This is a genomic window from Fodinicola feengrottensis (genome assembly GCF_039530045.1).
In the GTDB taxonomy this organism is placed as follows: Bacteria; Actinomycetota; Actinomycetes; order Mycobacteriales; family HKI-0501; genus Fodinicola; species Fodinicola feengrottensis.
The window spans coordinates 26,585-37,859 of record NZ_BAAANY010000026.1 but is presented as its reverse complement, the minus strand read 5'-3'; the positions used below and the strand labels follow the sequence as shown (position 1 = coordinate 37,859).

Genomic DNA, 11,275 nt, shown 5'->3' with positions numbered 1-11,275 from the left:
CGGTCAACGCATCCGCTCGCAAAGCGTCCATCGTCCGAGTCTCGTCTTTGGTTTTGAGGCTGCGGGCGATGGTGTCGATGATGCGGTAGATCGCCTCCGCGGACTCGGCGGGCAGGAACGCGCCGAGCAGAGCCATGCCGTCTTCGCAGGGCTGCTTTTCTACTCGCCTCTCGGAGACCAGCTTCTTGCGGCGGGCCTCGGCGGCGGCTGGGTCGATTTTGATGACCTCCCTGCGGGCCCTGTCCCGGATCGATCGAGGTGTCTTGGAGTCGGCGCCGGGTAGGACCTATTCTTCGACTTTCCGTGCGTCTTCGGGTGAGAGGTGGCCGACCTGGTCCGCGAACGTGAACGCCTTACGCAGGTCAAGGTCACCGTGAGACATCCCAGCCATGGTGCCCGGCAGCTCATGGACCAGTTGGTACGCCAAATTCAACCGCTTCTGGGCCGCTGACAGGCTCCAGGTCAGTGATGCGGCGATTTCACCGGCCGCGTATTTGGAGAAGGGTGCACCGACGGCGGGTCGGGCGTTGGTGAAGCGGTCCATGAACCGCATCTGCATCGCCTGCGTATACGAAATCACCTTATCCAGCGCCTCGACCGCGGCCAGCGCGGTATCAGCGTCGGCCCGGCCGTACCGGTCGAGTTCCTCCAGCATCTGCAGAGGAACCCAGCTGGGCGGCATGGTGCGCCACGGCTGCTTGTTCGGGTCGGTGAATTCCGGTCGCCTTCATTTTCTGCTCATAACCCGATTTTACCGGCTGTCGCCGACGGTCTGGTCGCCGATTTCGTTTCTGTGGATAAGAAACAGGTCACCGGAATGTCCTTGTGGATCATGCTTCTATCCAGCCATTCCCAGGAAACGCTACCGCTTACTGGATGTGAACGCGGTCCAGCGGTCGACGGCTGCTTCCAAGCTCATCGCCGCAACCTGCTCGCGTGGGACGCGGGCCGTGTGGACCAGGCGGTCAGCGAGCCAGTCCGGCACTGGTTCACCTGCTGTCTCCTGCTTGACGGCGGTGAGGTCGCCGGCCAGGCGGCCGAGTCGCTCGATGACCTCGGCCAGTGGGAGGAACTCCGGCCGGTCACTCGCCGCGCGGACTCTGGTGGTGGCCTCTGCATAGATCTCCGCGTCCGCGGTGGCGCCGACAGCCCAGACTTCGCAGATCTCTACCCGTTTCTCCGCGGTGATGCGATAGACGATCCGCCATGTGTTTCTGCCGACTACCAGCTTGCGATAGCCGGTCAGCTCGCCGCCCAGTGGATGCCCTGTCTCCGGATTGTCCTGCAGTAGCAGAACTTTCTTGAGGATCTTTGGTACGGCTCCAGGTCCAATATGACGAAGATCGTCGATTGCCGCGTCCGTAAAGGAAATTTCGGCCATCGGTTACTGCTCTTCAGGCAGGCTCGCTAGCGACTCGCGAGTCTGCCCGAAGGCCGCAAGCACGTCGTCAAAGGAGGTCCGCCGACCTGAGTCTGTACCCATCCGCGCCAAGACCAGGGCAAGATCGCGCAGGTCGGAAGCGGCTTCCTCCAGGTCGCGAAGACGACCGATGCTGACGACCACGGCAACCGGCTCATGCCGCCGGGTCACGACCAGGTCTGTGCCCCCTTCGGCATCGGCCACCAGGCCCGCCACTCCTCGCTGAGCTGCTTCGGTGACACTCAGCTCATGCATGTCATGCAGGATGGCCATAGCCAAACTATACAGATGTCTGTACAGAATCTCTAGGCGGACGCTAGCTCTCCAGCTTGGCTACACCGATGGGGCAGGACAGGCCGTTGGGGCCGTGGTTGCAGTAGCCGTTGGGAACCTTGTCCAGATACTGCTGGTGGTAGTCCTCGGCGTAGTAAAACGTGTCCAGCGGCTTGATTTCGGTGGTGATTTGGCCGTGGCCGCTCGCGGTGACGATCGGCTGGAACGCGTCCAGGGTGACCTTGGCGACCTTTTCCTGCTCGGGGGTGGTGGTGTAGATCCCGGAGCGATATTGGCTGCCGACGTCGTTGCCCTGCCGGTTGCCCTGCGTCGGGTCGTGGTTCTCGAAGAACGCCTTCAGCAGTTGCTCGTACGACACCCTGGCGGGGTCATAGACGACCTGGACCGCTTCGGTGTGGCCCGTACGGCCGGAGCAGGTTTCCTCGTACGTCGGGTTAGGTGTGTAGCCACCGGCATATCCGACGGAGGTCGAGTAGACCCCCGGCATCTGCCAGAAAATCCTTTCGGCTCCCCAGAAACAGCCCATCCCGAAGACGGCGACCTGGAGGCCTTCCGGCCATGGGCCGGTCAACGGGGTGCCGAGCACGGTGTGGCGCTCGGGCGCGACTATGGGTTCCGGCCGGCCGGGCAGTGCGTCGGCGGGCTCGACCATGGTGCTGCGGCGAAATCCGAACATCTGTTTTTCCTCCTAGCGGACCCATACTGGTCAACCACGGCCCGGCCCCAATGATTCCGTACGAGCGCCACCCGCACACCTGGGCGGCGGCTCAGACCAGGCCGGTGGCCGGTGCGACAGACGGCGCGGTGGCGCCGCCCATGCCGCTCGCGGCGGCGGCCAGCCGGTCGACGGCGGTGACGGTGTCTTCGGCATTCAGTGTGTACGGGAGTCGTAGGCGGGTCTCGAAGGCACCATCGACGCCAAAGCGCGGGCCGGCGGCGAGTTGCAGGCCGTAGCGGCCGGCGGTCAGCGCCAGCATCGACGAGACCGGCGCGGCCAGGTCGATCCACAGGTTCAAACCGCCCGGCGGATGCGGTACGGACCAGCCCGGGAACCGCTCGCGTACCAGCGCGGTCAGTTGGTCGCGACGGTCGGCAAGCTCTTTGTTGCGGCGCGGCAGGATGTCGTCGGCCTGTTCCAGCAGCTCCACGGTGATCAGCTGCTCCAGCACCGGGCTCGCGAGGTCGGTGCCGGCTCGTACCACCGCCAGCCGGTGCAGCAGCTCGGACTGGCCGCGGATCCAGCCGACCCGCAACCCACCCCAGAAGGTCTTGCTGGTGGATCCGAGATGGACGAGATTTTCCTGTACGGACAACGGAAGTCCGGCGCCGACCGGGGGCGGCGCGGGATGCTCCAGGCCAAGCTCGACCATCGACTCGTCGATCAGCAGCAGGGTCTGGCGGCGGTGCGCCAGCCGGGCCAAGCGGATCCGCTGCTCGGCGTCCATGCAGAGACCGGTTGGGTTGTGGAAGTCCGGGATGAAGTAGGCCAATCGGGGCGCGGTCTGGGCCACTGTGGCCTCCACCAGGTCCAGGTCCCAGCCCAGCGCGGTGAGCGCGACCGGCACCGCCCGGCAGCTCACCTGCCGGATCGCGTCGAAGATCGCCGGGTAGGCGGGATGCTCGACCACGATCCGGTCACCGGCCGCCACGAACGCCGCCAGCACCAGCGAGATGCCGTGCTGCGCGCCGGCGCAGACCATGATCTGGTCTGCCCGGGTGGGCAGCCCGCGGCGGGTGTAGCGGTCGGCGATGGCGCCGCGCAGCATCTCGATGCCGTTGCCGTAATAGCCGTGCGCCGGCAGGAATTCGGGCAGCCGGGCGACCGCGGCTTGGACGGCTGGATAGAGGTCGCCGGTAGGCGCTCCGGGCGCCGCGTGCGCCATGTCGATAAAGGTGTCAGCGACGCTGCCGCCGTACGGCGTGAGAGACCACGACGGAGTGACCTGCCGGGGCCGCGCCGGCAACTCCACCCAACTGCCGGCGCCGCGCTTGCTCGCGATGAAACCGGACTCACGCAGCGCGTCGTACGCGGTGGTGACCGTGCCGCGGCTGAGCCCGAGCGTGGTGGCCAACTCCCGCTCGGCGGGCAGGCGGGTACGCAGCGGCAGCCGGCCGTCCAACACCAGCACCTGGACGCGGTCGGCGAGCTGCCGGTGCGCCGGGCCGTCGCCCCGATGCCACCACTCGCCGAGCACCTTGCTCAGCATGATCCCGGTCACCATCAGACCACTGTCGCACAGGTGGCCCAAGATTTGCAGGCCACTTTCTGCCCACAATGATCGACATGCTGCCATCCGACCACCGGACCCGCCGGTTCGTTCAGCTCTTCGTCGGTCTCGCGCTCTACGGACTGAGCTCCGCCCTGATGATCCGGGCGCAGCTTGGCCTGGATCCCTGGGACGTGTTCCATCAGGGCCTGGTCGAGCACACCGGGCTCAGTTTCGGGGTGATCACGATCATTGTCGGCGCGGTGGTGATGCTGGGCTGGATCCCGCTTCGGCAGTGGCCCGGCATCGGCACCCTCTGCAACGTGGTGCTGGTCGGGGTGTCCGTCGACGTGTCGCTGGCGCTGCTGCCGGCCCCGTCCGGGCTGCCGGCGAGGATCGCCTTCCTGGCCGGCGGGATCGTGCTCTGCGGGTTCGCCACCGGTTGCTATGTCGGCGCCGGCCTCGGCCCGGGACCGCGGGACGGCCTGATGACCGGGCTGGTCGCGCGTACTGGCGGCTCGATCCGGCTGGTGCGTACGGGCATCGAGATCGCGGTGCTCGCGGTCGGCTTCCTGCTCGGCGGCTCGGTGGGAGTGGGCACGCTCGCGTACGCGCTGGCCATCGGCCCGCTGGTGCATTTCTTCCTGCCACTGATGAAGATCACCGCACCCGAGCCGGCACCTGAGCATGTCGCGTCGTAGCCTTCACGTCATGACCGATGGCGTTCAGGGTTTTGAGACGTTGGCGATTCACGCTGGTCAGGACGCCGATCCTGCGACCGGCGCGGTGATCACGCCCATCCACCAGACCTCCACTTACCGGCAGCCCACGGTGGGGGAGCTGCCCGGTGGGTACGACTACAGCCGGGCCGGCAACCCGACTCGTACGGCGCTGGAGGAGTGCCTGGCCGCCCTCGAAGGGGGCGTGCGCGGACTCGCCTTCGCGTCCGGAATGGCCGCCACCGACACCTTGTTGCGTACGGTCTGCAAACCCGGCGACCACATCGTCATTCCCAACGACGCGTACGGCGGCACGTACAGACTGATTGCCCGCGTGCTGGACCGCTGGGGCCTGGAGTTCACCGCGGTCCCACTGTCCGATGTGGACGGCGTACGGGCTGCGCTTCGCCCGAACACCAAGCTCATCTGGTGCGAGACACCGACCAACCCGCTGCTCGGGATCGCGGACGTGACCGCGCTCGCTGGGATCGCGCGGGAGGCCGGTGTGCAACTGGTCGTGGACAACACTTTCGCTTCGCCTTATCTGCAGCAGCCGCTGATCCTCGGCGCGGACGTTGTCGTGCATTCGACGACGAAATACGTCGGCGGGCATTCCGACGTGGTCGGCGGGGCGATCATCGTGAGGAATGCGCAGCTGGGCGAGGACCTGGCATTCCACCAGAAGTCGATGGGCGCGATCTCTGGGCCTTTCGACTCCTGGCTTGCGTTGCGAGGTTTGAAAACTCTGGCCGTACGAATGGAACGCCACTGCGACAACGCGGAAAGCATCGTCGAGCTGCTCTCCAACCACTCGGCGGCGGCGGAGATTTTCTATCCAGGGCTGGAAAGTCACCCGGGTCATGAGATCGCCGCGAAACAGATGCGCCGGTACGGCGGAATGGTGAGTTTCCGGGTCAAGGGCGGCCAGCAAGCCGCTGTCCAGGTCTGCAACCGGGCGAAGTTGTTCACCCTGGCCGAATCTCTCGGTGGCGTGGAGTCGTTGATCGAGCACCCCGGCCTGATGACGCATGCCAGCGTGGCCGGCTCGGAACTGCAGGTCCCCGACGACCTGATCCGCCTGTCGGTGGGGATCGAGAGCGTCGAGGACCTGCGCGCGGACCTTTTGCAGGCGCTGGGCTAATTTCCCAGGTCTGGTTGGGCGATTCCGGGCTGTGCCGTCGGATCGCTACCGGTTGGCGGCGGGTCGCTGGGTGGCCCACCAGGCGATGCGGCCGCTGACGGTTGGGCGGATGCGCTGGGGGACGGGTCGGCGGATGGCGAGTCTGACGGCGCCGGGTTGGCCTCGTTGGGAGTACCGAACTGCACCAGGCTGAGCACGAATGTACCCCAGTGGCTGCCCGATGGCGGCGTGTCGGTGCCGCTGTCTACCGTCTGGTATCCGATCGCTAGCTGTCCTGTCGTAGAGGGCGAGGCGTCGGGCAGGTACGCCCAGATGACGACGCCTTTCTGAACGCCAGCGAAGTGCTTGCCGTGCATCGGAGTGCCCTGCGGAACGGCCGGCTGAATGGCCTTCTGATCCGCATGCAAGGCGGCCGACGCGTAGGCAGGATCGCCGCTGCTGACACCGATCATCAACGTCCCGTGGCTGGTATGGACCATGGTGGTCGCCGGTAGATGGATGGCTTGTACCGGTACCGTTCCGACTACGTGAGAGGCCGATTTTCTTTGATCCAAAGCCACCCATGCCTGTACGGGAGATGTCGTGGACGATTTGTTCTGCCCCAGCCGGAAGTTTTGGGCCGGATGAAGGCCATCAGAAAGCTGCAAACTCACGTCGGCCTTCGGGTTATCCAAGGTCGGCAGTTTGCTGACCACCATCGTGATCGTGTCGCCGCGTTCGGTCTTGAAAGTCAACGGCTGGGTCTTCGTCCGCAGAGACAGGTCCGGTGTTTGGAAAGCTATCGGAGTGGAATCCCGGCTGAGAAGGAAGGGGGAGGGGCTTTCCGGCGTCTGGGCCACGTTGGTGGCTGGGGTGGCGACGGTGGCGGCGGTCTGCGCTGATGCGCCGAGGGCGACCACCGCGAGGCCGGCCACTCCGGCGGCGCCGGCGGCCATCCGGCGGCGGTGCCGGCGAAGGGCGCCGGAGGTGACGCTGGCCGCGTCGATGACGGACGTCGGCTCGTCGTCGACGGCCTGGTGTAGGGAACTACGGAATTCCTCGATGCTGTTCATGACTGTGCCTCCACGGGCCGGGCCATGCGGGCCTCGTTCAGTTCAGGGGTGATTCGCAGCTTCCGGAAGGCCCGCGCGGCCGTACTTTTGACCGTACCGTTGGCAATTCCGAGCACCGCGGCGATGGCTTCCTCGGACAGGTCGTCGTAGTAGCGAAGGACGATCACCGAGCGCTCTCGTCGTGTGAGCGTCGCGAGCGCGCGAAAGACCGTGTCCCGCTGCGCGTGGTCCTCGGTGGTGTCTGCCGCGACGGCATGCTCCGGCACGTCCGCGGTGGTGCGCTCCCGCCACGGCTTTCGGCGCCACCAGTTGTGATGGGCGTTGACCAGCACTCGGCGGACGTACCCGTACGGATCGTCGGCCCGGATCCGGTGCCAGCGCAGGTAAGCCTTCTCCAACGCGGTCTGGACAAGGTCCTCTGCCTGGGCCCGATCGCCGGTCAGCAGCTCGGCCGTACGCAGCAGCCTGGTGGCCGCCGAGCCGACGAACGCCGAGAAATCGTCTCCCGCCGGCCCGCTGTCCGGGCCGGGGGTCAGCATCTGATCTCCTTCATACCTTCCATGACGGGTCTGTGGCGGCTGCAGGTTCTGTCCGTCGGCCGTCGATGCGAGGATCATCGCACCGGCGTCGACGACTGGGTAGGAGACAGCACATGGGTTCGCACGGCGAGGGGCCGGCGACTACCGAGGCAGATCCGGCCGATCCGGAGGGTCATCCGGACGTACGCACGGCTATGCCGCCGCCGAAGTGGGGCGGGCCGGACGCGCAATACACCGACGCGCTGCCGGAGATCCCCAAGGCCAAACCCAAGTCGTCCAGGTCCGCTCGGGCGCGGCACCGGCGCGCGGAGGCGGCGGCTCGGAACGGCTCGCCGGCCGCTGGTGGCGAGGCTGCTCCGGAGGCCGACGGCAAGCGTTCGTACGTGCCGGCCGAGGCGGAGGCCGGTGCTGCCGAGGCCAGCGGTCCGGTGCACCAGATGGGTCCGCTGCCGGTGGTGCCGGTGTCACCGCCAGCGCCGAACGGGCGGCCCGTACTCGATGGTCACCCGCCGATCCAGCACCCCACTCGGCCGATACCGACGAAGGTCTCCGCTGGTCAGGTGGCCGGTCCGCCGGTACGGGTGGCGCTGTCAGCGCCCGATCCGTGGTGGCCCGCCTCGCCCGACATGGCGGCGGTGTTGGTCGGCTGGGTGCGCTGCTGGCCGGTCCGCCGGTTGTCGGTTGGCGGGCTGATCGCCACGCTCGGGGCGATCGTGCTGGTGATCGGGTCGTTCGCGCCCTTCGTGGCGTACGGCGGGCCGGCGGCGACACTTCGGCGGCTGCCGGATTCCTATCCGGCGTGGAGCATGCGTACGTTCATGTTCCCGCTGTCGGTGCTGCCGGTGATCCTCGCCGTGGTGGTGGTTCTGATGATGGTGGCCGGCGTCCGCCGGGCGAGCGGGACCGTGCCGCTGCCGCTCGGATCGCGGCAGGTGATGGTCGTGGCGGCGTTCGGAGCGTTGCTGATCCTGTCCGGCTACGCGGTGTCCGCGAAGGCGGTCGTCTTCGACCCGGCGGTCTTCGCGCCGGCAGCCGCCGGCCTGTCGCTCAGTTTCGGCGGCGGCGGCCTCACCATGTGGCTCGCGGCGTTGGTGATGACCGCCGGCGCGCTGCTGCACCTGATGGGCGCCGGGCCGGAGCTGGCGCCCCCGGCGAACTGAAAATTCCGCTGACCGAATTGAGTCGCCCCCGAATTTCACGATCCGCTGGTGGGCCGACAGTTTCGGCGACCAGCGACCAGCGACGGCCGACCAGCGACCAGCGACCGCTGACCAGCGGCTAGCGACCGCCGATCGCCGACCAGCGGCTAGCGAGTGGTCGGCAACAGGGTTGCTTCGGCGACCGCTGGACGGCCGACCACCGGCGACTCAGGCGCCGAAGGGTTGGGTGACCATCAAGATGGTGATCACCAGGAACAGCAGCGACGCGACGCCGGCCGAGGCGGTGGCCCGGCCGCGTACCGAATCGAGCTTTCCCTTTGTCTGTAGATCCATGGCGCGCGCGGTGACATTGCTTTCCTTGTCGAAGTCCTTATGGCCGGTGCCGTCGTCCACCTGCCGGCCGGCCTCCATCAGGGTGACGGCGTGTCGGAGGGCTGGTACGAGCACCAGCAGGATGATCGCGAAGGCGACCACGTAAAGCGTCATGGAGATGGTCAGCCACGCGGTGCCGAAGGTGACCTTCGTGCTGGCCGTGATCACCGCGGCGCCCAGCCCGAAAACCAGCAGGGACAGCAGGCAGTAGAGGAAAGTCTGCCGCGCCGAGGTGCGGACGGTGTCGATGTCGCCGGTCCGGATGCCACGCAAGCCGTTCATCGGGACCAGCACCAGCGGGCCGATCAGGAAGACAGCGGCGATCATGTGCAGTGTCAGCAGGAATACGCGCATGGGCAGACTTTAGGACCTCACCCATGTGCGGGGCACGGCGAGCCGCGTGGAAGCGGCGTATCCACCGTTCGTCCGTACTTTCCGGCCTAGTACTACAGGGCTGCTCAAGCGGCGATAGCCGAGCCCAAACGCCGCCTGACGGCACGGCGAAACCGCCCACGTGGCGCTGCCACGCCAGGCGGCCCCGCCGCACCGCCAGACGACGCTTGGATCTCGACTCTCATCCGCATGAGCAGCCCTGTAGTACTAGATCCCTGACGTTTGTCAGTTCCCCGCGACCGGTCTGGTGTGGTTGTCTTCGGTCGGGATCCTTCGGTAGCGGGGAGCGACGGTCGCGCCCGACTGTCTCGTGTGACGGGGGTGCCCGTCGCTCCCTGTGCCCGGACGGTGCACAAAAGTCTGCCCGCAGAGCCGCCCTCCGGGTACGGTACGCCAGCCGCCGAGCCACGATGCTTGCCTTCGTGCGTGATCAACCAGGAATGCGAGCCGTCCGGCCGCCGGCCTTCGCCGACGGACCGGTGCCGCGCCCCTGGCTGCCGTGGGCGATGGCCGGAGCGGCCGCTGGATGTGTCACCGGTTTCTTCGTCTTCGTGCTGTCCGCGCAGGCCCTGGCGGACAAGCCGGGGCTGTTCGCCGTCGTCTTGGCAGCCTTCCTGGTGATGGTCGCCGGCCTGATCGCGGTGCTTGCCCTCGGCGCATCTTTCATCACCGAGGCGCCGCTGCAGGTGCGTACGCCTCCGACTATCCAGGGAGCACTACAAGTGGCACTGCGTCCCGGCCGTTCAGGCCGTCCCGGACCGATGCCGCCGGCGGTCGGCGCGCAGTGGGTCGCCCCGCTGGCCCGCGCGGTGGCCGGCACGATGGCCGCCGGCAGCAGCCGGCTGATGGTGCTGGCCGCTCGCGACCGGCTGATTCACGGCGTACCCGTCTTCACCTTCCGCTGGACCATGACCGGATCGGACAACCCCACCGCGGTCCGCGCCAACCAGCGGGCCGCCTTTCGGGCGGTCCGGGTCCGGCTGGCCCAGCCGACCCGGCCGCAGCGGATCGGGCCGGTGCTGCTGATCCCCGGGTCGATACGGCCCGACCAGCCGATCGGTGACGAGTGCACCGCCGGCTGGCTCGATCCGGCGTCCGCCCGGTTGTTGAACTCGCCGACCGTCCGGCGGGCGCTGCTCCCGCTCGGCGGCAGTTGGGTGGCGATCCACCGCACCGCCGTCGTCGTACACGACCAGGACCTCGGCCGTGGCACCAAGCCACTCCCGCACCGAGTGGACGCCACGATCGCGCTGGCCCGCGCGATCGACACCACCCTCGCTGGGCTGTCCGGCCCACCTTCACCCTCGGCGTCAGGCCCGCCGTCGCCTGTTCGTATGCCGCCGCCGTCCCTTGTTCGTACGCCGACTCCAGGGCCGGCTCGTACGCCGCCGCCGTCCCTTGTTCGTACGCCGACTTCGGCGCCCGCTCGTCCGCCGGCGGCCTCGCCTCCCGCCCGCACACCGGCGCCTCCGATCCCGCCGGCGCCCGGCTGGGCGCCGCCGTTCCCGCCCATTCCCGGCCCGCCCTTTCCCGGCCCGGCCGCTCAGGGGCCGCCGGCCTACGTACCGGCTGGTCAGCTCCCGGTTCCTGCCACCGATGGTCCACCGGCCCAGCTGCCACGACCGCCGGCGGACGATCCGACCGCTCGGCTCGGCTACCCGCCGGCCGACGGTCCGACCGCTCAGCTGGTGCATCCGGCTGCCGATGGTCCGACCGCCCAGGTGCCGCTTCGACCGGCTCCGGTGTCGCCGGCAGATCCGCCGACCGTCCAGCTCCCGGCGCCCGAATCCGCGACCGTCCAACTCCCGCCCCGGCCGCCAGCCTGATTTTGCCGCCCCCGAATTCGAGGCTTCCGCGGTCGTACGACAGTTTGGCGCCGCACCGGGCCACCTTCCGCCGCGGTACGTGGACCGCCTCCGGCGACAGCCGCCCCAGCGCACCGGTGGATTGACCGCATCGACGCGATGCGTGCGTCAGG

General features: G+C 67.9%; 11 protein-coding genes and 1 pseudogene. 4 read left to right on the top strand and 8 right to left on the bottom strand.

Annotation, left to right across the window (positions count from 1 at the left end; translation table 11 throughout):
• The 5 genes and pseudogenes from ABD301_RS30180 to yczR all read right to left on the bottom strand — a co-directional run.
• A pseudogene (locus ABD301_RS30180) lies at positions 1-655 on the bottom strand (DUF222 domain-containing protein); the annotation flags it as partial.
• Between the two features lie 207 nt (positions 656-862).
• On the bottom strand, positions 863-1,381 hold the full coding sequence (locus tag ABD301_RS30175) for a type II toxin-antitoxin system RelE family toxin (RefSeq protein WP_344313686.1): 519 nt from the start codon (positions 1,379-1,381) through the stop codon (positions 863-865).
• A gap of 3 nt (positions 1,382-1,384) precedes the next feature.
• A complete protein-coding gene (locus tag ABD301_RS30170; RefSeq protein ID WP_163568664.1) occupies positions 1,385-1,693 on the bottom strand; it encodes a type II toxin-antitoxin system Phd/YefM family antitoxin in 309 nt (102 codons plus the stop codon).
• 43 nt (positions 1,694-1,736) lie between these two features.
• Positions 1,737-2,390, bottom strand: a complete 654-nt coding sequence (msrA, locus tag ABD301_RS30165) for a peptide-methionine (S)-S-oxide reductase MsrA (protein WP_344313685.1) — start codon at positions 2,388-2,390, stop codon at positions 1,737-1,739.
• 91 nt (positions 2,391-2,481) lie between these two features.
• Complete coding sequence (gene yczR / locus ABD301_RS30160; RefSeq protein ID WP_344313684.1) at positions 2,482-3,936, bottom strand: MocR-like transcription factor YczR; 1,455 nt, start codon at positions 3,934-3,936, stop codon at positions 2,482-2,484.
• Between the two features lie 62 nt (positions 3,937-3,998).
• Here yczR and yczE point away from each other — a divergent pair, with 62 nt between their 5' ends.
• Both yczE and ABD301_RS30150 read left to right on the top strand, forming a co-directional pair.
• Positions 3,999-4,622, top strand: a complete 624-nt coding sequence (gene yczE / locus ABD301_RS30155) for a membrane protein YczE (RefSeq protein WP_279580476.1) — start codon at positions 3,999-4,001, stop codon at positions 4,620-4,622.
• Positions 4,623-4,632: 10 nt separating this feature from the next.
• Positions 4,633-5,781 (top strand): cystathionine gamma-synthase, encoded by a 1,149-nt coding sequence (locus ABD301_RS30150; RefSeq protein ID WP_163568667.1) that lies wholly within the window; start codon positions 4,633-4,635, stop codon positions 5,779-5,781.
• Here the strand turns inward: ABD301_RS30150 and ABD301_RS30145 are convergent.
• Positions 5,778-6,833, bottom strand: a complete 1,056-nt coding sequence (locus ABD301_RS30145) for a hypothetical protein (protein ID WP_344313683.1) — start codon at positions 6,831-6,833, stop codon at positions 5,778-5,780. The genes ABD301_RS30150 and ABD301_RS30145 overlap by 4 nt on opposite strands.
• Entirely contained in the window at positions 6,830-7,372 is a 543-nt protein-coding gene (locus tag ABD301_RS30140; protein WP_344313682.1) for a SigE family RNA polymerase sigma factor, read from the bottom strand. The genes ABD301_RS30145 and ABD301_RS30140 overlap by 4 nt, the downstream gene beginning before the upstream one ends.
• A gap of 113 nt (positions 7,373-7,485) precedes the next feature.
• Between ABD301_RS30140 and ABD301_RS30135 the strand changes: the two genes are divergently transcribed.
• On the top strand, positions 7,486-8,532 hold the full coding sequence (locus ABD301_RS30135) for a hypothetical protein (RefSeq protein WP_344313681.1): 1,047 nt from the start codon (positions 7,486-7,488) through the stop codon (positions 8,530-8,532).
• A gap of 207 nt (positions 8,533-8,739) precedes the next feature.
• On the opposite strand, the gene ABD301_RS30130 is transcribed toward ABD301_RS30135, so the two are convergent.
• The gene (locus ABD301_RS30130; RefSeq protein ID WP_344313680.1) at positions 8,740-9,258 is read right to left on the bottom strand and encodes a DUF2269 family protein; all 519 of its coding nucleotides are present in this window, start codon (positions 9,256-9,258) and stop codon (positions 8,740-8,742) included.
• Positions 9,259-9,719: 461 nt separating this feature from the next.
• On the opposite strand from ABD301_RS30130, the gene ABD301_RS30125 reads away from it, so the two are divergent.
• A complete protein-coding gene (locus tag ABD301_RS30125) occupies positions 9,720-11,123 on the top strand; it encodes a hypothetical protein (RefSeq protein WP_344313679.1) in 1,404 nt (467 codons plus the stop codon).
• Positions 11,124-11,275 lie beyond the last annotated feature (152 nt).

Bases quoted from the DNA above. Each gene is read 5' to 3' on its own strand.
- ABD301_RS30145 (WP_344313683.1), bottom strand. From the start codon at position 6,833: ATGAACAGCATCGAGGAATTCCGTAGTTCCCTACACCAGGCCGTCGAC.
- ABD301_RS30130 (WP_344313680.1), bottom strand. From the start codon at position 9,258: ATGCGCGTATTCCTGCTGACACTGCACATGATCGCCGCTGTCTTCCTG.
- msrA (WP_344313685.1), bottom strand. From the start codon at position 2,390: ATGTTCGGATTTCGCCGCAGCACCATGGTCGAGCCCGCCGACGCACTG.
- ABD301_RS30170 (WP_163568664.1), bottom strand. From the start codon at position 1,693: ATGGCCATCCTGCATGACATGCATGAGCTGAGTGTCACCGAAGCAGCT.
- yczE (WP_279580476.1), top strand. From the start codon at position 3,999: ATGCTGCCATCCGACCACCGGACCCGCCGGTTCGTTCAGCTCTTCGTC.
- ABD301_RS30135 (WP_344313681.1), top strand. From the start codon at position 7,486: ATGGGTTCGCACGGCGAGGGGCCGGCGACTACCGAGGCAGATCCGGCC.
- ABD301_RS30175 (WP_344313686.1), bottom strand. From the start codon at position 1,381: ATGGCCGAAATTTCCTTTACGGACGCGGCAATCGACGATCTTCGTCAT.
- yczR (WP_344313684.1), bottom strand. From the start codon at position 3,936: ATGGTGACCGGGATCATGCTGAGCAAGGTGCTCGGCGAGTGGTGGCAT.
- ABD301_RS30150 (WP_163568667.1), top strand. From the start codon at position 4,633: ATGACCGATGGCGTTCAGGGTTTTGAGACGTTGGCGATTCACGCTGGT.
- ABD301_RS30140 (WP_344313682.1), bottom strand. From the start codon at position 7,372: ATGCTGACCCCCGGCCCGGACAGCGGGCCGGCGGGAGACGATTTCTCG.